At 56.6% G+C, this 24,892-nt stretch carries 21 protein-coding genes and 1 pseudogene; 10 read left to right on the forward strand and 12 right to left on the reverse strand.

The features are described 5' to 3' along the window. Nucleotides 1-69: 69 nt before the first annotated feature. Both ompD and AM379_RS20100 read left to right on the forward strand, forming a co-directional pair. Nucleotides 70-1,143, forward strand: coding sequence for a porin OmpD (gene ompD, locus AM379_RS20095; protein ID WP_020884056.1), 1,074 nt, complete (start codon nt 70-72; stop codon nt 1,141-1,143). 79 nt (nt 1,144-1,222) lie between these two features. Continuing rightward, a complete protein-coding gene (locus AM379_RS20100; RefSeq protein ID WP_020884055.1) occupies nt 1,223-1,681 on the forward strand; it encodes a GFA family protein in 459 nt (152 codons plus the stop codon). Nucleotides 1,682-1,718: 37 nt separating this feature from the next. Here AM379_RS20100 and AM379_RS20105 read toward each other — a convergent pair whose 3' ends face one another. Further along, nucleotides 1,719-3,206 carry an MFS transporter gene (locus AM379_RS20105; protein WP_106504151.1) on the reverse strand — a complete coding sequence of 496 codons (1,488 nt, stop codon included), beginning with the start codon at nt 3,204-3,206 and terminating at the stop codon, nt 1,719-1,721. Nucleotides 3,207-3,322: 116 nt separating this feature from the next. Here AM379_RS20105 and AM379_RS20110 point away from each other — a divergent pair, with 116 nt between their 5' ends. The 6 genes from AM379_RS20110 to narI all read left to right on the forward strand — a co-directional run bounded on the left by AM379_RS20110 (nt 3,323) and on the right by narI (nt 12,210). Further along, nucleotides 3,323-3,898: a TetR family transcriptional regulator gene (locus AM379_RS20110; protein ID WP_020884053.1), complete on the forward strand. Its 576-nt coding sequence runs from the start codon at nt 3,323-3,325 to the stop codon at nt 3,896-3,898. A 206-nt stretch (nt 3,899-4,104) separates the two neighbouring features. Further along, nucleotides 4,105-5,490, forward strand: a complete 1,386-nt coding sequence (locus AM379_RS20115) for a NarK family nitrate/nitrite MFS transporter (protein WP_106504152.1) — start codon at nt 4,105-4,107, stop codon at nt 5,488-5,490. Between the two features lie 66 nt (nt 5,491-5,556). Next, on the forward strand, nt 5,557-9,297 hold the full coding sequence (locus AM379_RS20120) for a nitrate reductase subunit alpha (RefSeq protein ID WP_106504153.1): 3,741 nt from the start codon (nt 5,557-5,559) through the stop codon (nt 9,295-9,297). Continuing rightward, nucleotides 9,294-10,838 (forward strand): nitrate reductase subunit beta, encoded by a 1,545-nt coding sequence (gene narH, locus AM379_RS20125; RefSeq protein WP_020884050.1) that lies wholly within the window; start codon nt 9,294-9,296, stop codon nt 10,836-10,838. The genes AM379_RS20120 and narH overlap by 4 nt, the downstream gene beginning before the upstream one ends. Next, nucleotides 10,838-11,533 (forward strand): nitrate reductase molybdenum cofactor assembly chaperone, encoded by a 696-nt coding sequence (gene narW / locus AM379_RS20130; RefSeq protein ID WP_025204126.1) that lies wholly within the window; start codon nt 10,838-10,840, stop codon nt 11,531-11,533. The genes narH and narW overlap by 1 nt, the downstream gene beginning before the upstream one ends. Further along, the gene (gene narI, locus AM379_RS20135) at nt 11,530-12,210 is read left to right on the forward strand and encodes a respiratory nitrate reductase subunit gamma (RefSeq protein WP_014170231.1); all 681 of its coding nucleotides are present in this window, start codon (nt 11,530-11,532) and stop codon (nt 12,208-12,210) included. The genes narW and narI overlap by 4 nt, the downstream gene beginning before the upstream one ends. Nucleotides 12,211-12,252: 42 nt before the next feature. On the opposite strand, the gene nhoA is transcribed toward narI, so the two are convergent. Then, nucleotides 12,253-13,098 carry an N-hydroxyarylamine O-acetyltransferase gene (nhoA, locus tag AM379_RS20140; protein WP_020884048.1) on the reverse strand — a complete coding sequence of 282 codons (846 nt, stop codon included), beginning with the start codon at nt 13,096-13,098 and terminating at the stop codon, nt 12,253-12,255. Nucleotides 13,099-13,241: 143 nt separating this feature from the next. Here nhoA and AM379_RS20145 point away from each other — a divergent pair, with 143 nt between their 5' ends. Continuing rightward, complete coding sequence (locus AM379_RS20145) at nt 13,242-13,817, forward strand: flavin reductase family protein (RefSeq protein WP_047955659.1); 576 nt, start codon at nt 13,242-13,244, stop codon at nt 13,815-13,817. A gap of 42 nt (nt 13,818-13,859) precedes the next feature. Here AM379_RS20145 and fusA read toward each other — a convergent pair whose 3' ends face one another. Further along, nucleotides 13,860-15,959, reverse strand: coding sequence for an elongation factor G (gene fusA / locus AM379_RS20150; RefSeq protein WP_020884046.1), 2,100 nt, complete (start codon nt 15,957-15,959; stop codon nt 13,860-13,862). Nucleotides 15,960-16,119: 160 nt separating this feature from the next. Between fusA and AM379_RS20155 the strand changes: the two genes are divergently transcribed. Then, nucleotides 16,120-16,419: an ArsR/SmtB family transcription factor gene (locus AM379_RS20155; RefSeq protein ID WP_014170235.1), complete on the forward strand. Its 300-nt coding sequence runs from the start codon at nt 16,120-16,122 to the stop codon at nt 16,417-16,419. A 38-nt stretch (nt 16,420-16,457) separates the two neighbouring features. On the opposite strand, the gene pptA is transcribed toward AM379_RS20155, so the two are convergent. From pptA to AM379_RS20205, 9 genes and pseudogenes are all read right to left on the reverse strand, one after another. Beyond that, nucleotides 16,458-16,688 (reverse strand): tautomerase PptA, encoded by a 231-nt coding sequence (gene pptA / locus AM379_RS20160; protein ID WP_106504154.1) that lies wholly within the window; start codon nt 16,686-16,688, stop codon nt 16,458-16,460. Nucleotides 16,689-16,725: 37 nt separating this feature from the next. After that, nucleotides 16,726-17,343, reverse strand: a complete 618-nt coding sequence (locus AM379_RS20165; RefSeq protein WP_014170237.1) for a glutathione S-transferase family protein — start codon at nt 17,341-17,343, stop codon at nt 16,726-16,728. A gap of 40 nt (nt 17,344-17,383) precedes the next feature. Further along, nucleotides 17,384-18,271: a transporter substrate-binding domain-containing protein gene (locus AM379_RS20170; RefSeq protein WP_014170238.1), complete on the reverse strand. Its 888-nt coding sequence runs from the start codon at nt 18,269-18,271 to the stop codon at nt 17,384-17,386. A 9-nt stretch (nt 18,272-18,280) separates the two neighbouring features. After that, nucleotides 18,281-19,054, reverse strand: a complete 774-nt coding sequence (locus tag AM379_RS20175; RefSeq protein WP_014170239.1) for an amino acid ABC transporter ATP-binding protein — start codon at nt 19,052-19,054, stop codon at nt 18,281-18,283. Then, on the reverse strand, nt 19,038-19,964 hold the full coding sequence (locus AM379_RS20180; protein WP_106504155.1) for an amino acid ABC transporter permease: 927 nt from the start codon (nt 19,962-19,964) through the stop codon (nt 19,038-19,040). The genes AM379_RS20175 and AM379_RS20180 overlap by 17 nt, the downstream gene beginning before the upstream one ends. A 9-nt stretch (nt 19,965-19,973) precedes the next feature. Next, nucleotides 19,974-20,483: a GNAT family N-acetyltransferase gene (locus AM379_RS20185; RefSeq protein WP_106504156.1), complete on the reverse strand. Its 510-nt coding sequence runs from the start codon at nt 20,481-20,483 to the stop codon at nt 19,974-19,976. A gap of 9 nt (nt 20,484-20,492) precedes the next feature. Further along, nucleotides 20,493-22,756 (reverse strand): annotated as a pseudogene (locus AM379_RS24420) (NtaA/DmoA family FMN-dependent monooxygenase). A gap of 16 nt (nt 22,757-22,772) precedes the next feature. Next, nucleotides 22,773-23,894, reverse strand: a complete 1,122-nt coding sequence (locus AM379_RS20200) for an amidohydrolase (RefSeq protein ID WP_032680943.1) — start codon at nt 23,892-23,894, stop codon at nt 22,773-22,775. Continuing rightward, complete coding sequence (locus AM379_RS20205) at nt 23,873-24,892, reverse strand: LLM class flavin-dependent oxidoreductase (protein ID WP_032678238.1); 1,020 nt, start codon at nt 24,890-24,892, stop codon at nt 23,873-23,875. Before AM379_RS20205 ends, AM379_RS20200 begins: the two co-directional genes overlap by 22 nt.

Here is a 24,892-nt window from a genome sequence, read left to right on the forward strand (position 1 = left end):
TTAGCCTCGTTTAGAAATCGTTCAAAGTGGCTCAGGAAATACTGAAGAAAATTATAAGGAATATTTAAGATGAAACTTAAATTAGTTGCAGTGGCAGTGACTTCCATGTTGGCAGCAGGCGTTGTAAACGCGGCTGAAGTTTTTAACAAAGACGGTAACAAACTGGATCTGTACGGCAAAGTAACAGGTCTGCACTATTTCTCTGATGACGCTGGCAACGACGGCGACAAAACCTATGTTCGTCTGGGCTTCAAAGGTGAAACTCAGATCAACGACCAGATGACCGGTTACGGCCAGTGGGAATACGAGTTCAAAGGCAACCGCTCTGAATCTCAGGGTTCTGACGGCAACAAAACCCGTCTGGCATTCGCAGGCCTGAAATTCAACGAATTCGGTTCTTTCGACTACGGTCGTAACTACGGTGTTGCTTACGACATCGGCGCATGGACTGACGTTCTGCCAGAATTCGGTGGTGATACCTGGACTCAGACTGATGGCTTTATGACTGGCCGTACGACTGGCGTTGCAACTTACCGTAACACCGACTTCTTCGGTCTGGTTGATGGCCTGAACGTGGCTGCTCAGTACCAGGGTAAAAACGATCGTAACGACATCACCGAAGCGAACGGTGACGGCTGGGGTCTGTCTTCTACTTATGAATTCGAAGGCTTCGGTGTAGGTGCTACCTACGCGAAATCTGACCGTACTGACCGTCAGGTTGCTGCTGCAAGCAATCTGAATGCAGGCGGCGAAAACGCGGAAGTATGGGCTGCGGGTCTGAAGTACGATGCCAACAACATCTACCTGGCAACCACCTACTCTGAAACCCGTAACATGACCAACTTCGGTAGCGGTTTCATCGCTAACAAAGCGCAGAACTTCGAAGTGGTTGCTCAGTACCAGTTCGACTTCGGTCTGCGTCCATCCATTGCTTACCTGAAATCCAAAGGTAAAGACATTGGTACTTACGGCGACCAGGATCTGGTTGAATACGTTGACGTTGGCGCGAGCTACTACTTCAACAAAAACATGTCTACCTACGTTGATTACAAAATCAACCTGGTTGACGACAGCAGCTTCACTAAAGCAGCTGGCGTTTCTACCGACAACATCGTTGCTGTTGGTCTGACCTACCAGTTCTAAGATTTGTTAGTATAAAAAAGCCAGCCTTCGTGGCTGGCTTTTTTTATTCGGTTTGACTGGCGTAATAAAGGAGCACGCCATGCATATTTTCAAAGGACGCTGCCTGTGTGGGATGAGCCAATTCAGCGTTTCCCTCAACAACTTCGACGTCTATGCCTGCCACTGTACCCAGTGCCAGAAATGGTCGGGGGGAATGGCCATGTATCTGGAAGCGCAGGGTCAACCGCTTGTGGAAGAAGAGTCGATAGCCCCTTCTCATTTCACGTCATCTGCGCGCGGCGAACGCTGGTTTTGTCCCGGATGCGGTTGCCCGCTGTGGTTCACACTGACCGCACGCTCAACGACGCGCTATTTCATTCCCTGGACACAGCTTGAGATGAGCGAAGACGAACGTCGCCGTCTGATACTTGCCGCTGAAATCTATACAGAAACGCAACCCGCATTCTTTGGCCTGACCGGGCAATACGCGCGCTTTAGCGGCACCGAAATTGAAGCACACGACAAGCGCTGCCTGCTGACTCCCCATGACGCACACTGAGGGTTGCCCGGTAAGCATTGCACCACCGGGCCTGATTTTACTGTTTCGGTACGTTTGCCAGGCTAAACCAAATCCCGACCGCCAGCACCAGTAACATTGCGCCGGCACTGCCTAACGCCACGCTGTGCGACGTGATAAAGGCCGTTTTTGCCGCCGCAATTAACGACTCCGCCAGCCCTGGAGTCAGGCTCTGCGCCACGTTCACCGCTTCGCCAATCGATGACGAGGCCTTATCGGCCAGCGTCGCGCTCAGTCCCTGCGGCAGGACAATTGACGCCGAGAAGCTGCGGGTTAACAGCAGACCAAAAATGGCAATGCCCAACCCTGCGCCCAGCTCATAGGACATGGTTTCAATCGCCCCTGCGGCAGCCGCTTTCTCTTTTGGCGCAGCCGCCATAATTGCCGAGGTTGAGGCCAGCAGCGCACTGGCGGCACTGAAGCCCAGCAGCACCATCAGACTCCATGCCTGCCAGTGCTGCGTGCTGAAGTCGAGCAGTGACAGACCGATAAAGCTGACGGCACTCAGCCCCATTCCGCCTGCCGCCACCAGCCGCAGCCCCAGACGACCGACCAGCACACCGGCAATCGGCCCGCTAAACCCGCTGGCGACCATCAGCGGCAGCATAAACATCCCCGCTTCAAACGGCGTAAAGCCATGCACAAACTGCAGCTCCTGGGCCATCAACAGCTCAAACCCCACGAGCGCGATCATGGCGGTCATCGCCATCACGACACCGCTTAAAATAATGCGATGACAGAACAGGCGCATGTCGATCATCGGCACGCGGGCGCGAAGCTGGATCCGCACAAAGATCATCAGCATCACCGCTCCGGTGAGCAGCGTCATTGCCACCAGCCACGGAGAAAGCACCCCTTTGAGCGCGGTTTTCGCGCTGAAGACCAGCAGCAATATCGCCACAATCAGCATGACTGCATGGGCAATATTCAGCGGCTGTTCCGGGCGTCCCTGTTGACGAGGCACCAGACGCGCGGCAAGGGAAACAACGATGACCACGATCGGCACGTTGATCAAAAAGACCGATCCCCAGTAAAAATGCTCCAGCAACATACCGCCAATCAAAGGACCAAACGCCGCACCGCCTGAACCGACGGCGGCCCAGACCCCAAGCGCGATGTTGCGATCGCGCGCATTAACGAACAACGTGCGGATCCCCGCAAGCGTGGCCGGGATGATCATCGCCGCCCCAATCGCCAGCGAGGCGCGGGCAGCAATCAGCCATCCTGCTGAAGGCGCAAATGCAGCTGCCAGCGATGACAAGCCAAACAGCGTACTGCCAATTATCAACAACCGTTTAAAACCAATGCGGTCACCCAGCGCGCCCATCGGCAGCACCATCCCCGCCATCACCAGCGAGTATATATCGATGATCCACAATAATTCGTTACCGCTGGCACCCAGCGTCATACTCAACGTCGGCGCCGCTACGTGCAGTACCGTCGCGTCGATCGCCACCGGGATATACACCAGCACGATAATGACTAACGCTAACCACTGACGAAACATAAATTTCCTTTTCTTTTAAATCATGGACACATGTCCAGCTTGCGATCCTACGTAAAGTTGAACGAGTGTCCAGCTTTTTGTTACACTTGTTTCAGTCCCATTAAGAGTGAGTGAAAATGCGATATCTGAGCAAGGATGAAAGGCGGGAAGAGATTTTACAGGCCGCTATGCGCGTGGCGCTCTCTGACGGACTTTCCGCAATGACGGTACGGCGAATTGCCGCCGAAGCCGGCGTCGCCACCGGACAGGTCCACCACCATTTCACCTCTGGCGGGGAGCTAAAATCGCTGGCTTTTGTCCGGTTAATCCGTGAACTGCTGGATGCGGATGTGGTCGGCAAGCAGGCCAGCTGGCGACAGCAGCTGCATGCCATGCTCGGCAGCGATGATGGCCGGTTTGAGCCCTATATTCGCCTGTGGCGTGAGGCGCAGATCCTGGCAAGCCGGGATACGGACATCAGGGGTGCATATGTACTGACCATGGAGATGTGGCACCAGGAGACCGTTGCCCTTATCAAAGCAGGCACTGACGCGGGAGATTTTACCCCGGGCGATCGGCCGGAAAATATTGCCTGGCGTTTAATTGGTCTGGTGTGTGGCCTGGACGGCATTTATATATTAGATATCCCAGAGATGGACGACGCTGCCTTTAATAACCATCTTGATAAATTAATCTCTCTGGAATTGTGTTAATACTCACTTATGAGTATTAACAGCCCTCACTTACAATTCGTAACACATTAAGCGAACCCTTATTTCCCCTCCCGGCTCAGGGATTCGCTTTTTTATCTATCCTTTCAGATGTATCCCAAACCATCCAATAATTCCAGAAACACACTGTCAGACATCCACCTGTTTTTACTCCATTTTTTCTTTTTATGGTTAAGCAAGAGGGCGACATGTCACAACAAAGTGAGAAGAATAATCCTTATCTGCTGAGCAACTGGAAACCCGAAAACGCGCAATTCTGGGAAAATAAAGGAAAACATATTGCCCGAAGAAATCTTTTAATTTCTGTGGCTTGCCTGTTATTAGCGTTTTGCGTATGGATGTTATTTAGTGCCATTGCGGTCAATCTGAATAAAGTTGGATTTAATTTTTCCACCGACCAGCTTTTTATGCTAACAGCCTTACCCTCCCTGTCCGGTGCGATATTGCGCGTCCCCTATTCGTTTATGGTTCCTCTCTTTGGTGGACGCTACTGGACGGTGTTAAGCACGGTGATCCTGATTGTTCCCTGCGTCTGGTTGGGGATCGCAATTCAGGACACTGCCACTCCCTACTGGATCTTTATCGTCATCGCGCTGCTGTGTGGTTTTGCCGGCGCTAACTTCGCCTCCAGCATGGGCAATATCAGCTTCTTCTTCCCGAAAACGAAACAGGGTAGCGCCCTGGGGATTAACGGCGGGCTGGGGAATCTGGGCGTGAGCGTAATGCAGCTGGTCGCGCCGCTGGTGATCTTCCTGCCCATGTTCACCTTTCTCGGCGTAAACGGCGTGCCGCAGGATGACGGCTCAACGATGTGGCTGGCCAATGCCGCGTGGATTTGGGCGCCCCTTCTCCTGCTGGCCACGATTGCGGCGTTTTTCGGCATGAATGACATCGCGAGCTCTAAGGCCACGATTGCCAGCCAGCTACCGGTGTTAAAACGTTTTCACCTGTGGCTCCTGAGCCTCCTCTACCTGGCAACCTTCGGTTCGTTTATCGGTTTTTCAGCAGGCTTCGCCATGCTGTCGAAAACCCAGTTTCCTGACGTCAATATCCTCCATCTGGCTTTTTTTGGCCCACTGATTGGCGCGCTGGCCCGTTCTGCGGGCGGGATGATCTCAGACAAACTCGGCGGCGTACGCGTCACCCTGATTAACTTCGTCTTTATGGCGCTTTTCAGCGCCCTGCTTTTCCTGACGCTTCCCGGTTCCGGGTCGGGCAATTTTCTCGCCTTCTATCTGGTCTTTATGGGCCTGTTCCTCACCGCCGGACTGGGCAGCGGGTCAACGTTTCAGATGATTGCCATCATTTTCCGCCAAATCACCCTCACCCGCGTGAAGCAACAAGGGGGAAGTGACGAGCAGGCGCAGCATGAAGCAGTCACCGAAACCGCGGCAGCGCTGGGCTTTATCTCCGCCATCGGTGCCGTCGGCGGGTTCTTCATTCCGAAAGCCTTCGGCACGTCGCTGGCCATGACCGGCTCGCCTGTGGGTGCCATGAAAGTTTTCCTCGTGTTTTACATCGTCTGCGTCCTGGTGACCTGGCTGGTTTATGGCCGCAAATCTTCACAACAATAACAATTACACATTCGCCTGAGAGTGGGCAGCCCTCTCCGAAAAGGCTATCGAAGCAGGAGAAATGTCATGAGTAAACTGTTGGATCGCTTTCGCTATTTCAAACAAAAAGGCGACAGCTTCGCCAATGGACACGGGCAGGTGTACAACACTAACCGTGACTGGGAGGATAGCTACCGACAGCGATGGCAGTTCGACAAGATTGTGCGGTCCACCCATGGCGTGAACTGCACGGGCTCCTGTAGCTGGAAAATCTACGTCAAAAACGGCCTGGTTACCTGGGAAACCCAGCAGACCGACTACCCGCGTACCCGCCCCGACCTGCCTAACCACGAGCCGCGCGGCTGCCCGCGCGGTGCAAGTTATTCCTGGTACCTTTACAGCGCCAACCGGCTGAAATACCCGCTGGTGCGCCGCACGCTGATCGAACTGTGGCGTGACGCGCTGGCGCAACACAGCGATCCGGTGCTGGCCTGGGATGCCATTCAGAACGATCCGCAGAAGAGCCGGAGCTACAAGCAGGCACGCGGACACGGCGGATTTATCCGCTCCAGCTGGAAAGAGCTAAACCAGCTGATTGCTGCCGCCAACGTCTGGACCATTAAACATTACGGCCCCGATCGCGTGGCCGGTTTTTCACCGATTCCGGCGATGTCGATGGTCTCGTATGCCGCCGGGACGCGTTATCTCTCTCTGCTGGGTGGCACCTGTCTCAGCTTTTATGACTGGTATTGTGATTTACCGCCCGCCTCGCCCATGACGTGGGGCGAGCAGACCGACGTGCCGGAATCCGCAGACTGGTACAACTCCAGCTACATCATTGCCTGGGGGTCTAACGTTCCGCAGACGCGTACGCCAGATGCCCACTTCTTTACCGAGGTCCGCTACAAAGGCACCAAAACCGTGGCCATCACCCCGGACTTCTCCGAGGTCGCCAAACTGAGCGATCAGTGGCTGGCACCCAAGCAAGGCACCGACAGCGCGCTGGCGATGGCAATGGGCCACGTGATCCTCAAAGAGTTCCATCTCGACAACCCCAGCGAGTACTTCCTCAACTACTGTCGCCGCTACACCGACATGCCGATGCTGGTGCTGCTGGATGAACAGGCCGATGGCCGCGTGGTGCCGGGGCGGATGCTGCGGGCTTCTGATCTCACGGACGGGCTGGGTGAAGCCAATAATGCTGAGTGGAAAACCGTCGCCTTTGATATCGCCGGCGATCTGGTGGTGCCGAACGGTTCCATTGGTTTCCGCTGGGGCGAAAAAGGCAAATGGAACCTGGCGCCGCTGGCAGCAGAACATGAAACTGAGCTCACCCTCTCACTGCTGATTACCCACGACAGCGTGGCAGAGGTGGCATTCCCCTATTTTGGCGGCAATGAAAATCCACACTTCCGTAGCGTCAAGCAGGAGCCGGTCCTGACGCGCCGTGTACCGAGTAAAACCCTGACGCTGGCCGATGGCAGCCAGAAACGGGTGGTCAGCGTTTACGATCTGATTCTCGCTAACTACGGCCTCGATCGTGGTCTGGAAGACAGCAACGCGGCGGGCAGCTATGACCAGATCAAAGCTTATACTCCCGCCTGGGGCGAGCAGATCACCGGCGTTCCTGCTTACCTGATAGAGAAAATTGCCCGTGAGTTTGCCGACACGGCGCACAAAACGCACGGTAGGTCGATGATTATCCTCGGTGCCGGGGTGAACCACTGGTACCACATGGACATGAACTACCGCGGGATGATCAACATGCTGGTGTTCTGCGGCTGCGTGGGTCAAAGCGGCGGCGGCTGGTCACACTATGTGGGTCAGGAGAAGTTGCGTCCGCAAACCGGCTGGCTGCCGCTGGCGTTTGCGCTGGACTGGAACCGTCCCCCGCGCCAGATGAACAGTACATCGTACTTCTACAACCACGCCTGTCAGTGGCGTTATGAAAAACTGACCGCGCAGGAGTTACTCTCTCCGCTGGCGGACGCGACAAAATTCACCGGTCACCTGATCGATTTTAACGTCCGGGCAGAGCGTATGGGCTGGCTGCCCTCGGCACCGCAGCTAAACCTCAATCCGTTGCACATTAAAGCCCGGGCCGACGCCGCCGGCATGACCCCGCAGGAGTACACCGTGCAGGCATTAAAATCGGGCGATATACGTTTCGCCTGCGAACAGCCTGACAACGGTAAAAACCACCCGCGCAATCTGTTTGTCTGGCGGTCTAACCTGCTTGGTTCTTCGGGGAAAGGTCACGAGTACATGCTCAAATACCTGCTCGGTACCGAAAGCGGCATCCAGGGCGAGGATTTAGGGTCGACGGATGACGTTAAGCCCGAAGAGGTGGAGTGGCAAACTCAGGCCATTGAGGGCAAGCTTGACCTGCTGGTGACGCTCGATTTCCGCATGTCCAGCACCTGCCTGTTCTCCGATATCGTGCTGCCCACCGCGACATGGTATGAAAAAGACGACATGAATACGTCGGATATGCATCCGTTTATTCATCCGCTTTCAGCTGCCGTCGACCCGGCCTGGGAATCCCGCAGCGACTGGGAGATCTACAAAGGTATTGCCAGCGTTTTCTCAGAGGTGTGCGTCGGCCATCTTGGCACCGAAACGGACGTGGTACTGCAGCCACTGCAGCACGACTCCCCGGGGGAACTTTCACAGCCGTTTGATATTCAGGACTGGCGCAAAGGCGAATGCGATCTCATTCCGGGTAAAACGGCGCCGACGATTGCGGTGGTCGAACGTCATTATCCGGAAACCTACGAGCGCTTTACTTCACTCGGCCCGCTGATGGACAAACTTGGCAACGGCGGGAAAGGCATTTCATGGAATACCCAGAGCGAGGTCGATTTCCTCGGCAAGCTGAACTACGTCAAGCTTGATGGCCCGGCAAAAGGACGCCCGCGTATTGAAACGGCGATTGACGCCTCTGAAGTGATCCTCGCCCTCGCCCCTGAAACGAATGGCCAGGTGGCAGTGCGAGCCTGGCAAGCGCTGGGCGAACTGACCGGTCGCGATCACACCCATCTGGCGCTGAACAAAGAAGATGAGAAAATCCGCTTCCGCGATATTCAGGCCCAGCCGCGGAAAATTATCTCCAGCCCCACCTGGTCGGGCCTTGAGAGCGAGCATGTCTCCTATAACGCCGGTTATACCAACGTTCACGAGCTTATTCCCTGGCGCACCCTTTCCGGTCGTCAGCAGCTGTATCAGGACCATCCGTGGATGCGCGCGTTCGGGGAGAGTCTGGTGGCCTATCGCCCACCGATTGATACCCGAAGCGTTAGCCATATGCGCGAAATCCCGCCGAACGGCTTTCCTGAGAAGGCGCTGAACTTCCTGACGCCACACCAGAAATGGGGCATTCACTCGACCTACAGTGAAAACCTGCTGATGCAAACGCTGTCACGCGGGGGGCCTATCGTCTGGATCAGCGAAACCGATGCCAGAGAGTTAGGCATTGAGGATAACGACTGGATCGAAGCCTTCAACGCCAACGGGGCCCTGACCGCCCGGGCAGTGGTGAGCCAGCGCGTCCCGCCGGGCATGACCATGATGTACCACGCGCAGGAACGTATCCTGAATATTCCGGGTTCAGAAGTCACCGGTCGTCGCGGCGGGATCCATAACTCGGTGACGCGCGTCTGTCCCAAACCGACACACATGATTGGCGGCTACGCCCAGCTGGCGTACAGCTTCAACTATTACGGCACCGTCGGCTCTAACCGCGACGAGTTCATCATGATCCGCAAAATGAAAAACATTAACTGGCTGGATGGCGAAGGTCGGGATCAGGTACAGGAGGCGAAAAAATGAAAATACGCTCACAGGTTGGAATGGTGCTGAATCTCGACAAATGCATTGGCTGTCACACCTGCTCGGTCACCTGTAAAAACGTCTGGACCGGGCGTGAAGGTATGGAATATGCGTGGTTCAACAACGTCGAAACCAAACCGGGGATTGGCTACCCGAAAAACTGGGAAGATCAGGAGGAGTGGCAAGGCGGCTGGGTACGCGGGATCACCGGCAAGCTGACGCCGCGTCTCGGCGGGCGCGTGGGCGTGCTGTCAAAAATTTTTGCCAACCCGTCCCTGCCCGGCATTGATGATTACTACGAGCCCTTCACGTTTGATTACCAGGATCTGCACCGTGCTCCACAAGGCGATCACCTCCCGACGGCCCGCCCGCGCTCGCTGATTAGCGGCAAACGGATGGACAAAATTGTTGGCGGCCCGAACTGGGAAGAACTGCTTGGCGGCGAGTTCGAAAAACGTGCCCGCGACCGCAACTTCGACAAGATCCAGAAGGAGATGTACGGCCAGTTTGAAAACACCTTCATGATGTACCTGCCGCGCCTGTGTGAACACTGCCTGAACCCGAGCTGCGTGGCCACCTGCCCGAGTGGTGCCATCTATAAGCGTGAAGAAGACGGCATTGTGCTGATTGACCAGGACAAATGCCGTGGCTGGCGCATGTGCATCAGCGGTTGCCCGTACAAGAAAATCTACTTCAACTGGAAAAGCGGAAAGTCGGAGAAATGCATCTTCTGCTACCCGCGCATTGAGTCCGGCCAGCCAACCGTCTGTTCTGAGACCTGCGTCGGGCGTATTCGCTATCTGGGCGTGCTGCTGTATGACGCGGATCGCATTGAAGAAGCAGCCAGCACCGAACATGAAACCGACCTCTATGAACGCCAGTGTGACGTATTCCTTGATCCGCATGACCCGGCGGTCATTGAAGAAGCCTTCAAGCAAGGTATTCCGCAGAACGTGATTGACGCCGCCCAGCGTTCCCCGGTTTACAAGATGGCGATGGACTGGAAGCTGGCCCTGCCGCTGCATCCGGAATACCGCACCCTGCCGATGGTCTGGTACGTTCCGCCGCTGTCACCGATCCAGTCTTACGCGGACGCGGGCGGCCTGCCGCTTAACGACGGCGTGTTACCGGCGGTCGAAAGCCTGCGCATACCGGTGCAGTATCTGGCCAACATGCTCAGCGCGGGCGATCCTGCCCCGGTGCTGCGCGCCCTCAAACGCATGATGGCCATGCGTCATTACAAACGCTCTCAGACCGTTGAAGGCGTGACCGATACCCGCGCCATCGAAGAAGTGGGCCTTAGCGTCGAGCAGGTCGAAGAGATGTACCGCTATCTGGCGATTGCCAACTACGAAGATCGTTTCGTGATCCCCACCAGCCACCGTGAAATGGCGCGCGACGCCTTCCCGGAACGCAACGGCTGCGGCTTCTCCTTTGGCGACGGGTGCCACGGTTCCGACACCAAATTCAACCTCTTTAACAGCAGCCGCATTGATGCCATCAACATCACCGAAGTGCGCGACCACGGGGAGGGGGAGTGATGCAGATCCTCAAAATCATCGCCCTGCTGATTGAGTATCCCGATGAAACATTATGGGAAAATCGCGAGGAAGCACTTTCCCTGATAGAACAGGATCTCCCTGCGTTACTGCCCTTTGCCCGCCAGCATCTGGATGCCGCGCTGCTGGATAAGCAGGCCGAATGGTGCGAGGTGTTTGAGCGGGGTCGTGCGACCTCGCTGCTGCTGTTTGAGCACGTTCATGCCGAATCCCGCGATCGCGGCCAGGCGATGGTCGACCTGATGAGCCAGTACGAAAAAGCCGGCCTGCAGCTGGACTGTCGCGAGCTGCCGGACTATCTGCCGCTCTACCTGGAGTATCTCAGCCTCGTCACCGACGACGAGGCCCGCGAAGGGCTACACAACGTTGCGCCGATCCTGGCGCTGATTGGCGGTCGCCTGAAGCAGCGCGGCGTAGCGCATTATCAGCTGTTCGATGCGCTCCTGACGCTCGCAGGCACGCGTCTGACCAGCGACAGCGTGGCGAAACAGGTTTCCACCGAGAAACGGGATGATACCCGCCAGGCGCTGGACGCCGTCTGGGAAGAGGAACAGGTCAAGTTTATCGAGGACAACGCCACATCGTGTGATACCTCACCGATGCAGCAATATCAACGACGCTTTAGCCAGGACGTTGCCCCACAGTATGTCGACGTCAGTGCGGGAGGCCCAAAATGATCCAGTTTCTGAACGTCTTTTTCTACGATATTTACCCCTACCTGTGTGGCACGGTTTTTCTGGTGGGAAGCTGGCTGCGTTATGACTACGGGCAGTATACCTGGCGCGCCTCCTCCAGCCAGATGCTGGATAAGCGCGGCATGGTGCTGTGGTCAAATCTGTTCCATATCGGGATCCTGGGGATCTTCTTCGGACATCTTTTCGGGATGCTGACGCCGCACTGGGTTTATTCGTGGTTTCTGCCGATGTCGCAGAAACAGCTGATGGCGATGATTCTGGGCGGCGTTTGCGGCGTGCTCACGCTGGTGGGCGGTGCGGGATTATTGATTCGCCGGCTGACGAACCCGCGTATCCGGGCGACCTCCTCCACGGCAGATATCCTGATCCTCTGCATTTTGCTGGTGCAGTGTATTCTTGGGCTCACCACCATTCCGTTCTCCGCGAAATATCCCGACGGCAGCGAGATGCTCAAGCTGGTGGACTGGGCGCAGTCGGTAGTGACCTTCCGCGGTGGCTCGTCCGAACATCTGGCGGGCGTGGCGTTTATCTTCCGTGTCCATCTGGTGCTGGGCATGACCATTTTCCTGATCTTCCCCTTCACCCGACTGGTGCATGTCTGGAGCGCGCCGGTGGAGTATTTAACGCGCAGGTATCAGGTGGTGAGATCGCGCCGCTGAGTGTTGCCGGGTGGCGCTACGCCTGAGCGCAGCGCCACCGTTCTATTTCCCGGCCTGAGGATGTGTATCAAACCCGGCCATCACCGCCGTCAGCGCGTCCAGCGAAAACCCGTGTTTTGGATCGTCAACGCCCAGTCCAAACCGTGACTGCATCACCTGATACAGCGCGTTCGCGTCGGGAAGATGGACCTGCTCTTCCGCATGCCCCTTCTGCCAGTGGGTAAAGTTAAAGTTGGTCAGGGTCAGCTTTCCGCCGTCAGGCAGATGGCGACACATCAACAGATGGTGGCGAAAATGGGATTGCGGCCAGTGCGCAGACCAGAAGTTGCCCATCACGTAATCGCTGAAATACTGTGTTGTCAGATCAAAATGGTACATCGACTGCCAGTGATCGTGGTGGCTGAACTGCAGGATCCAGTCGTTGCCCTCGCTCAGCAAACGGTACAGCCCGTGGGGTGTCTCCTGCTCCTCGTTGGCGAGCAAACGAATCGGCGCCGTCAGGGTCTGTCCGCCAAAACCGACGTCGGCAATCCAGCGCTCGCCGTTGAGTTCAACCAGCAGCAGACGATGCGTACGCGGCGGCATCTGTGGCGGACTGGCTAAGACCACGCGGCCCAGCACGCTGCGAACCGTAAAGCCCACTTCACGCAAAACGCGTTCAAAGAGGCCGTTCTGCTCAAAGCAATAGCCTCCACGACGCGCCGTCACCAGTTTGTCGACCAGGCACTGATCTTCCAGATGGATTTCGCGCGGCATCACGACGTCAATATTCTCGAAAGGGATCGCGCAGTTGTGGTGTAGATGCAGCGCCCGCAGGGTGTCGATGTCAACCTGAACAGGCTGTTGCCAGCCCGTACGGGCAAAATAAGCACTCAGAAATGGGGACATGATTCGCTTCCATGATGTGATGTTCCCTGTTTATAAACTATTTTCCGGCCTCCATATGCGCAAAAGTGCTTTTTGCGGGTGCATCTTGATTTCGGCTACCCATCAGACGTTTAATGCCAGCATACCTGCTGAGAGGAATGTTCATGAGCGCGTTTCGTCCCGTTGAATTAAAGCATGCCAGCCGTCTGCTGAACCATGGCCCTACGGTACTGATTACCAGCCGCGATGAGTCTATCGACCGTCGTAACGTCATGGCTGCGGCCTGGTCGATGCCGGTAGAGTTTGAGCCACCGCGTATCGCAATTGTGGTGGACAAAAGCACCTGGTCGCGTGAACTGATTGAGCGCAGCGGGAAGTTCGGCATTGTCATCCCTGGCGTGGCAGCGGCTAACTGGGCTTATGCCGTCGGCAGCGTGAGCGGGCGCGACGAAGACAAGTTCAACTGCTACGGGATCCCGGTTGTGCAAGGTCCGGTACTCGGCCTGCCGGTGATTGAAGAGAAATGCCTGGCGTGGATGGAGTGTCGTTTACTCCCGGTTACCGCAGCCGCAGAAAAATACGATACGCTGTTTGGTGAGGTTGTTTCGGCAGCCGCAGATGAACGCGCGTTTGTCGCCGGACGCTGGCAGTTTGACGGCGATAAGCTGAACACCCTGCATCATCTGGGGGCCGGGACGTTTGTGACCAGTGGGAAAATGATAAAGGCGCTGGAAAAATAGCCTATAAAAAAAGCCCTCTCCGCGAGGGAAAGGGCTTTTAAATTACTTCGCGCGCCGTGCAATAATTTCATCCGCAACATTACGCGGTGCTTCCGCGAAATGATGGAATTCCATCGTGTAGGTCGCGCGGCCTTGCGACATCGAACGCAGCGTCGTGGCATAGCCAAACATCTCCGCCAGCGGCACATCCGCGCGAATAATCTGGCTACCGTACTGCTCTTCCATTCCCTGCACCATGCCGCGGCGGGAAGAGAGATCGCCCATGATGTTGCCGGCGTACTCTTCCGGTGTTTCCACCTCGACATGCATGACCGGTTCAAGAATCACCGGGTCCGCTTTGCGAGCGCCCTCTTTAAAACCGAGGATCGCCGCCATGCGGAACGCCATTTCCGAGGAGTCGACCTCGTGATAGGAGCCAAACGTCAGGGTCGCTTTCACATCGACAACCGGATACCCCGCCAGGACACCGCTGTTCATGGCTTCGCGCAGGCCTTTCTCCACAGACGGAATATACTCGCGCGGGACAACGCCGCCCTTGGTGGCATCTTCAAACACAAAACCACTGCCAGGCTCTAACGGCGCCAGACTGAGCACCACATGGCCGTACTGCCCTTTACCGCCGGACTGTCGGACAAATTTCCCTTCGATATCCTTCACCGCTTTACGCAGGGTTTCACGGTACGTGACCTGTGGGCGACCAATGTTCGCCTCAACGCCGAACTCACGCCGCATGCGGTCAACGATAATCTCAAGATGTAACTCACCCATCCCCGAGATAATTGTCTGGCCGGACTCTTCATCGGTGTGCAGACGAAACGAAGGGTCTTCCGCTGCCAGGCGCTGCAATGCAATGCCCATTTTCTCCTGATCGCCTTTGGTTTTCGGCTCGATCGCAAGCGAGATAACCGGGTCCGGAAACTCCATCCGTTCCAGCGTGATGACGGCATTCGGGTCGGTGAGCGTGTCACCGGTTGTCACATCTTTCAACCCAACGCAGGCCGCGATATCGCCCGCGCGCAGTTCATCCACTTCGTGGCGATCGTTAGCATGCATCAGCACGATGCGCCCAATGCGCTCTTTCTTCCCTTTCACCGGGTTGTACACCGCGTCGCCTTTGCGCAGCACGCCAGAGTAAACGCGGATAAAGGTCAGCTGCCCGACGTACGGGTCGCTCATCAGTTTAAAGGCCAATGCGGAGAACGGCTCGTTGTCGTCTGGATGACGCTCGGCATGCTGCCCATTCTCATCCACACCATCAATGGCGGGCACGTCCAGAGGCGACGGCATCAGTTCAATGACCGCATCGAGCATGCGTTGCACGCCTTTATTTTTAAACGCACTGCCGCACAGCATCGGCTGGATTTCACCGGAGATGGTCCGCATACGCAGCCCTCTGATGATTTCCGCTTCCTCTAAATCACCCGTTTCCAGGTATTTATCCATCAGCTCATCGCTGGCTTCCGCCGCCGCAGAGACCATTTTTTCCCGCCATTCCTGCGCAGTACTCACTACGTCATCCGGCACAGGAGCATAGGTAAACACCATGCCCTGGGTGGCATCGTCCCACAAAATGGTACGCATTTTGATGAGATCCACCACGCCGGTGAAGTGTTCTTCTGCCCCCACCGGAATAACAATCGGGACCGGATTCGCTTTCAGACGCTCCTGCATCATTCGCACGACGCGGAAGAAGTCCGCACCCGGGCGGTCCATTTTGTTGACGAAGGCCAGCCGCGGGACATGATATTTGTTCGCCTGACGCCAGACGGTTTCCGACTGCGGCTGCACGCCACCGACGGAGTCATACACCATGACAGCGCCGTCGAGTACACGCATGGAACGTTCCACCTCAATGGTAAAATCCACGTGGCCCGGGGTGTCGATAATGTTGATCCGGTGTGGTTCAAAGCCCCGGTCCATACCTGGCCAGAAACAGCTGACTGCCGCAGAGGTAATGGTTATCCCGCGCTCTTGCTCCTGTGCCATCCAGTCGGTAGTTGCCGCGCCATCGTGTACTTCACCCAGTTTGTGGCTCATACCGGTATAAAACAGGATGCGCTCGGTGGTGGTCGTTTTACCGGCATCGATATGCGCGGAGATACCGATGTTGCGATAACGTTCGAGAGGGATGGGTCGGGGCATAATATTTCCTTAGTCATTAAGACTGCGTTGTGACGACCGGGATGGTCGCGTGTTCGTTCGTTTGCTATAATAGTCCTATTGTACGAGTATTATCGAACTATTTTTTTACGGTTGACCTATTGTTGATATAGCTCAATCTGACACCAGACGCAGGAAAACGATGATCCCGAACCACCCTGAAACTGAACAAATACTGCTGGAAAATGTGCTTTTTGCCCTCGGTAACCCGCTACGGCTGTCGATTATCCGCAGGCTGGCCGATGGCAGCGAACTGAGCTGTAACGCGCTGCGCCCGGACGAGGTGGTGAAATCGACGATGACCCATCACTGGCGCGTCTTGCGCGACAGCGGCGTGATTTGGCAGCGCCCGCAGGGACGAGAAAATATGATTTCACTGCGCAGAGACGATCTTGATGCCCGCTTTCCGGGGCTAATGGCAATATTGCTGCAGACGAAGTAACGCGTGTGTCGGGCGACTCCGCGCCGCCCGACCCTCTCTCACATTGAATAGCCGGGTTTCTTAATTAAGTGATTCAGGTTGGGTTCAATTTCGGTATCCCAGACCTGCGCTTTCCAGTCGGCTTCCTGCACTTCATTCAGGGCGACCGAAATAGAGCGATCTTTACTGTTCAGATGACGGGTAATCACCTCGGCAATATCCGCCGCCAGCGCGGTTTTTTGGTCGTCGTTCAAATCACGGGGAAAACATTTGATATCTACGTGTGGCATATGCAGGCTTCCAGTTATGAATGTGAGTTCCACGTTATCAGATTATCTCGTTTGCCTTTAACACCTTGTGCAGTTCCGGCAGCTGGCACACGGTATCCGCAATCGCCGTTATCTTCGGCGTATTCGCCGCAAACCATGCATGGCGAGGCCCCCAGGTGCGTGCAACCGTGATGTAGACGTCAAGCAGCGTCAGCCGTTCCCCGAGTGCAAAAGGGGTGGCACTGAGCTGGCTGTCAAACCACAGATAGAGTGATTTTCGGTATTCAATACAGCTGTTTTTCAATTGCTCCGGCGCATCCGGCACCCAGCGTTCGGGGTAGTCAGCGTAGGTAAAGGTGGGATAAACGTTCGCAACAAACCAGATGAGCAACCGCTGAAACTGCTGCCGCTCAGCCTGGCCGACGGCAGGCGCAAGATCGGGACATCTGTCCAGTACCATCAGGGCAATCGCCGCCGTTTCGGTCATGATCGCCCCGTTTTCCAGTTCCAGCGTGGGTACCTGACACAGCGGATTGCGTGCTTTCAGCAACTCACGCTGCGGGCCGGGCTGGTCGAACCCGTCCACGTTGATAAATTGATAAGGGATGTCTGCCAGAGTCAGCATCACTTCACTGATTGCCGATCCCCAGCCGGGTACGCCATAGAGTTTAATCATGTTGCCCCCTCCGGGATGAAAACCCTAAGTGTAGACACGACTAATAGGTTATCCCAGGCGGGTTCACGTCGGATTGCGTCACCGCTTCGCCCTCTTCTCCCCAGCGTGCCAGCACCCGCTGGTACTCTCCACGCGTAATAGCGCCCTCCAGCGCAGCCTGCAAAGCATAAACCAGCCCATTGCCTTTTTTGGTCGTCGTGGCGACATAGGCTCTCTTCGGCCCGAGACCCACTACGCGCGTTTTGCCGGTCAACGCCGCTTTATAGGCGGATACGGATTGAGGTCCGAAGAACACATCCGCCCTGCCGGACTGAATATAGAGGTTGCCGGAAGCATCATCGGTCAGATAGACCGGCAGCGCAGGCTCACGACCGGCTTTTTTGTTCTCTTCATTCCAGCCCAGCAGAATGCGCTCCTGATTGGTCCCGGAACCCACAATCACCTTTTTGCCTGCCAGATCTTTTGCGCTGTTAATCGCCTGGACCGCGCTGGTGGATTTCACGGAAAACGCCAGCGAGTCGACGCGATAGGTCGCAAAATCAAATTTCTCTTTTCGCTGTTCGGTCACCGCAATATTCACCAGCGCCACGTCATAGCGTCCGGAGCTGATCCCCAGCGGCCAGTCTTCCCAGGCCGTGGGAACCAGCTTCAGCTTTAACCCCAGACTGCCCGCCAGCAAGCGGGCAATATCCGGATCGCTGCCAATCCGCGTCCGGTTATCGCTGGCAAGCAGCGCCAGCGGTGGAGAGTTAAGCGCTGAGATCGCTACCGTGAGCGTGCCCGGCTCAACAAATTTATAGTTCGCGGGGATTTTCGCGACGGCCTGCCGATCTACCGTCACCGGCAGCGGCTGCTCGTTGGCGTGTAAATCGATACCCGCATGGCTCGCGGTCGTAAAAGCCAGACCGGCCAGAAAAGCATATTTCATCTGCGCTCCTTACAGCACTTTTGACAGGAACTGGCGCGTTCGCGGGTGCGACGGACGGGTTAATACATCGTCACTGCTGCCCTGCTCCACAATTTTGCCGTCGACCATAAAGACCACCTGATCCGCCACTTCCCGGGCAAAGCCGATCTCGTGGGTGACCACCACCAGCGTGGTACCCGAGCGGGCGAGCTTTTTAATCACATCCAGCACTTCGCCAACCAGTTCCGGGTCGAGCGCTGAAGTGGGCTCATCAAACAGCATTACCCGGGGACGTAACGCCAGCGCGCGGGCAATGGCAATACGCTGCTGTTGGCCACCGGAGAGATGGCGCGACCAGGCGTCAGCTTTATCGCGCAGCCCGACCACATCCAGCAGGCTGTATGCCCTTTCAACGGCTTCTTTCTTACTCAGTTTTTTATGGGCGATGGGCGCTTCAATCAGGTTTTCCAGCACCGTGAGATGCGGAAAAAGATTAAAGTTCTGGAAGACATAGCCCACATTGACGCGCTGTTTGAGGATCTCTTTCTCTTTCAGCTCGTAGAGTTTGTCACCCTGACGGCGGTAACCGATGTAATCACCGTCAATCTGGATAAACCCTTCGTCGACGCGTTCCAGATGGTTAATGGTGCGTAGAAGCGTCGATTTACCCGATCCGGAAGGCCCGAGGATCACCGTTACCGATCCGGGCGGGATCTCCAGCGAGACGTTATCAAGCGCTTTATGGCGGCCAAAAAACTTACTGACGCCGGTAATCGAAATATGCCCTTCAGGAGAGGTTTGCATGGACGGGCTCCTGTACTGATGCGGTGGATACAGAACGGACGCGACTGGCTACCCGGTTTTGATTAACGGCTGAACGGCGTTCGCTGCGGGCAAGCCCGCGCTCCACAACATGCTGAATGGCAGACAACACGGTGGTAATCACCAGATACCAGACCGCACCGACCATCAGCAGCGGGATAACCTCCTGCGTGCGGTTATAGATCATCTGAATGGTATAGAAGAGTTCCGGCATCGCCAGGACACACACCATGGCCGTACCTTTCGCGAGACTGATAATTTCATTAAATCCGGACGGCAGAATCGTGCGTAGCGCCTGCGGCAAAATGATACGCACCGTGCGACGCCAGGCTGGCAGACCGAGCGCCGCCGCCGCTTCATACTGACCATGATCCACCCCCAGAAAACCGCCGCGAATGATCTCGGCGGTATACGCGCTCTGAACCAGCGTCAGTCCCACCACGGCGGTGGAAAACTGTCCCAGCACGTTGATGGTTTCGAAGCGACCCCAGGTAATGGCGGTGAAGGGTACGCCAAGCGAGAGCGTGTCGTAGAGATAGGAAAAGTTATAGAGAATGATCAGAACCACAATCAGCGGCAACGAACGAAACAGCCAGATATACCCCCAGGCCAGGCTGCTCAGCAGCCAGGATGAAGAGAGCCTCGCCAGCGCCAGCAGGCCGCCGATGATTACGCTCAACGCAGTACCGATCAGGGTCAACAGCAATGTCTGCCCTACGCCTTCGAGGATAACCGGATCAAAGAACCAGCGGGCAAAAACAGACCACTCCCAGCGCGGGTTAAAGGCCACGGACTGAATGACCACCGCAAGCACAAACAGCGCCACCACGGCACCGACAGTCCGCAGCGGATAACGCGCCGGGACCACCTTAATGGTTTCAACGTTGCTCATTGTCATTCCTCATGCTGTTTTACTGAACGCTTCACTGACCAGCGTTTTGGTGAAACGCAGCCGGCCATCAAACGGCGGCTGGCTGTACTCTTCCGGATCGCGGTTCAGATCGAACTGCGGCTGATAGCCCTGGCTGATATAGAGCCTGACCGCTTCCGGCTGACGAAAACCGGTGGTGAGGTAGATCTGGCTGTAACCGGCCTGTACCGCCCGACGCTCCAGCTCCTGGACGACGCGGGCCGCCAGCCCCTGTTGACGCAGCGCCTTGTGCGTCCAGATTCGTTTGATTTCAGCGGTGCGTTCATCAAACGGTTTATACGCGCCGGTGGCGATGATGTCGCCGTCACGCTCAAGGACAATAAACAGCCCCTGCGGGGCCAGGTACCACTCCGTGAGCTCCACTTCCGCGTCTTTAGAGAAGTAGTCGCCATAGCGGGCGGCATATTCACCGAATAATCCGTCGATAATGGGCTGAAGATCGGCGTCTTCCGGTGACACGTCCCGAAATTGCTCGCGCATAGCGCCTCCTTAGTCACCCAGTCCTGCCGGGTTCACTTCTGATTGAGGGATACGTTCTACCCCTTCCCCCCAGCGGTTCAGCACTTTGTCGTAATCGCCGTTTTTGATGACCCCGTTAAGTGCAGTCTGTACCGGCTCGACCAGGCCGCTGCCTTTTTTCAGCGTCACCGCAATGTGCGCCGCCTTCGGCCAGCCACCGTCGACAATCCCAACCCGTTTCGTTTTCCCGGTCAGCGCCGCTTTCCATGCGCCAGTCACGTTCGGGCCAAAGAACGCATCTGCGCGCCCTGACTGGAGAGACAGGGTTTGTGATGCATCGTCTTTGGTGTAGATCGGGGTAAACGGCTTCAGGCCTTTCTTCACGTTCTGCGCATTCCACGCCAGCAGGATAGCCTCCTGGTTGGTCCCGGAACCTACGATGATGCGCAGCCCGGCGATGTCCTCCGCCTTCTGCAGCGAGGTAATCGGGCTGGTCGATTTCACATAGAAGCCGAGGGAATCTTTACGGTAAGTGGCAAAATCAAACTTCTCTTTGCGTTCTCTGGTCACGGTGATGTTGCTGATCGCCGCATCGTATTTCCCGGAGGCGACACCCAGAGGCCAGTCCTCCCAGGAGGTTGGCACCACGTTCAGCTCCAGCCCAAGGCTGTCGGCCACCAGACGGGCAACGTCCACCTCGCTTCCGAGCAGCGTTTTATTGTCGTCGGAAAAAACGGTCAGCGGCGGTGAGTTAAGCGCGGCAACCGCCACGGTGAATTTGCCCGGCACGGCGAAGCGATAATCTTTCGGCAGTTGCGCGATGGCGTCGCTGTTTTTGGCGGTGTTGACGGGCGTTTTGTTGGCTTCAAGGCTCACGCCAGTGCCGTTAATGTTCACATTCTCTGCCCAGACGGCAGGGGAAAAGGCCAGCGCAAGCGCCAGAATAAGCGATGATTTCTGCATAGCGAGGTTCTCTATTATTGTTGTGTGAACTGGTTTTGCGGTTCGTCTAAACCCAGACTGTCGCGCAGCGTAGTGCCGGGATAGTCGGTGCGGAATAACCCGCGGGCCTGTAACACCGGGACAACCTGGTCAACAAAACGCGGGAACGTGTCCGGCGTTCCACCCTGAATAATGAAGCCGTCCGCGGCGAATGCCTCAAACCAGCCCTGCAGACCGTCTGCCACCTGCTCCGGCGTACCGGAAAAGCGCGGGCGCGGGGATGCCGCTTCGAGTGCAACCTGACGCAGGGTTAAGTTGCGTTCGCGAGCATTACGCTTAATTTCATCGGTCGTGCTGCGAAAACTGTTTTTACCCAGTTCACCGATGTCCGGGAACGGCTCGTCAAGCGGGTACTGGCTGAAATCGTGATGTTCGAAATAACGGCCGAGGTAATTCAGGGCATCGTTAATCGACACCAGAGCCGCGGTTGTCTGATACTGGTTCTCCACGTCCTCCGCGTCTTTGCCAACAATCACGCTGACGCCCTGAAAAATATGTAAGTCCGATGCCCTGCGGCCATTGGATTCAAGCTGGTGTTTCACGTCGCGATAAAACGCTTTGGCTTCCTCTAACGTTTCATGATGGGTAAAAATGGCGTCAGCATGTTTCGCAGCCAGTTTTTTTCCGTCATCCGATGCACCTGCCTGAAAAACAATCGGGCGTCCCTGCGGCGTGCGACCAATATTGAGTGGACCGGCCACCTGGAAGAAATCGCCGTGGTGATCAAGCGTATGCAGTTTTGCCGGGTCAAAGAACTGGCCGCTCTCTTTGTTGCGCACAAAGGCATCCCCCTCCCAGGAATCCCAGAGTCCTTTCACCACGTCGAGGTATTCATCCGCTATCCGGTAGCGCAGCGCATGTTCAGGGTGTTTCTCGCGCGAGAAGTTTTTCGCCGACCCCTCGAGCGGTGAGGTCACCACGTTCCAGCCTGCGCGTCCGTTGCTCAAATGATCCAGGCTGGCAAACTGGCGCGCCACGGTAAACGGTTCGCTGTAGGAGGTCGATAAGGTACCGACCAGACCGAGGCGCGACGTCAGACTTGCCAGTGCGGACAAGACCGTTAACGGCTCAAACCGGTTTAAGAAATGCGGGATGGATTTCTCGTTAATATAGAGGCCGTCGGCGACGAATAAAAAATCAAGCTTCCCCTCTTCGGCTTTTAACGCCGTGGCTTTTACAAAATCAAAATTAATGCTGGCATCGGCGACCGCCGCCGGATGACGCCAGGCAGACATGTTCCCGGAAGCACCATGCAAAATGGTTCCCAGCCGCAATTGTCGGGTTGCAGACATATTCACCTCTTCAGAATTAAACGTGTTGCAGGGCTTTTTCCGCAAGCTGTGCAAAATAGCGGGCAGCGGGCTCAATTAATGCTTCATCCGGGTTGAAGGCCGGGTGATGTAAACCGAACGGACTGGCGCTACCGATGCTGACAAACGCCCCGGGGATCTGCTGCAGATACACCGCGAAATCTTCCCCACCCATATGCAGCTCGGCGTGCTGCGTTTCATACCCAGATTCTCTGGCAACGGCGGTGGCAAATTCGGCCCAGTGCACGTCATTGACCAGCGCGGTAGGCCCGGCGTACCAGGTAATGTCGATCTGCGCGCTAAACGCGCTGGCAAACCCGGCGGCAATTTCGCCGACGCGTGCTTTCACATTCTGCTGCACTTCCACGCGGTGGGTGCGAAGCGTGCCTTCCAGCTCAACGCTTTCCGGCAGGACGTTCCAGGTATTGCCCCCGGTAATGCGCGTGACGCTCAGCACCACGGAATCAAGCGTGTTGACGTTGCGGCTGGCAACGCTCTGCAACGCCGTTACCAGCTGGCTCGCCAACACGATGGCGTCGTTACCTTCATGCGGACGTGCAGCATGCGCGCCTTTACCGGTAATTCGGATAACAAACCGGTCGACGTTGGCGTAGAACGGCCCACCGCGGGTGGCAAATTCCCCGACCGGCAGCCCCGGCTCGTTATGCATCCCGAAGATGGCACTGACATCACGTAAGGCACCGGCCCGCACCATACTTTTCGCGCCGCCAAAGTTCTCTTCAGCCGGCTGAAAGAGGATCCGCACACGCCCGTTTAAAGACGCTTCACGCTCTTTAAGCTTTAGCGCCGCCCCGAGGATCACACTGGTATGAATATCGTGTCCGCAGGCATGCATCACCCCCGCACGCTGTGAGCTAAACGGCACGCCGCTGCGCTCTTCAATGGGCAAGGCGTCAATATCGGCCCGCAGCGCAATCAGCTTTTTTCCCGTGCCAATTTCGGCCACCACGCCGGTCTGAAGCGCATAAGGCAGCGGCGTAATACCAGCCGTCGTCAGCCACTGACGCAGGCGAGCGGTCGTTTCGACCTCCTGGCCGGACAGCTCCGGGTTCTGGTGCAGCTCCCGGCGCCAGGCAATCAGTTGTTCGTCAAAACGCATACGGCGACCTCCTTGTTAAGCTTCGCCTGCGCCAGCAGACGCAGAGACTGTAGTCGCGTTACGCCATCCGCAACGGGGGTATCAATAATGAATTCATCAATGCCCCATTTTTCGTGCAGGGCGTTCAACTGTTCCAGCACCGATTCAGCTGTTCCCGCCAGCAGCGACTGTGCCCGACGGGCAATGCGCACCGGCTCGCTGCCCGCCTGTCGGGCAAAGGCATAGGCCTGCTCTTCGCTGGCCACGGTGACGCGCTGCCCATTTGCCAGTTCGACGCCCCAGACTTCAACCTGTTGTGCCAGTGCCTCCGCCTCAGCCTGCGACTGGGCGACGATGACCTGCACCGCCACAATCGCATCCCGGGCGCTGTGGTTACGCCAGGTGGTAATGACTTCACGCAGCAGCGCCGGATCCCCATTCAGGTGAGCAGCAAAGACAAAATGCCAGTCAAGTTTCGCGGCCAGCAGCGCGCTTTCGGTACTGGCCCCCAGCAGGAACCCCTGCGCCGGAACCGGCGGCAGCGGCGTCGCGCGAACGGCCTCGTCCACCGACTGATTTTCCGGCTGGATCCAGTGATGAAGCTGTGTCAGCTGTTCGGCAAAACTGCCTTTTTGCTGTTGATCGAGGCCCTGCTGCAGCGCCCGGGTGGAGAGCGGCAGGCCGCCTGGGGCTTTCCCGACGCCCAGATCCACGCGCCCGGGAGCAAGCGCGGCCAGGAGGTTGAAATTTTCTGCGACTTTGTAAGGGCTGTAGTGCTGGAGCATGACGCCACCAGAGCCCACGCGGATACGCCGTGTTTGCCCGAGGATCCAGGCGATTAACAGTTCGGGTGAAGGGCTGGCCAGCTGGGGCGTGTTGTGGTGTTCGGCAATCCAGAAACGGTGATAGCCCAGATTTTCTGCCTGCTGTGCCAGCGCCAGGGTTCGCGCCAGTGCATCGGCAGCCGTTTCGTTTTCAGCGATGGGGCTTTTATCCAGAATACTGATTCGCCAGGACAT

The sequence above is a fragment of the Enterobacter cloacae complex sp. FDA-CDC-AR_0132 genome (assembly GCF_003010695.1).
In the GTDB taxonomy this organism is placed as follows: domain Bacteria; phylum Pseudomonadota; class Gammaproteobacteria; order Enterobacterales; family Enterobacteriaceae; genus Enterobacter; species Enterobacter ludwigii.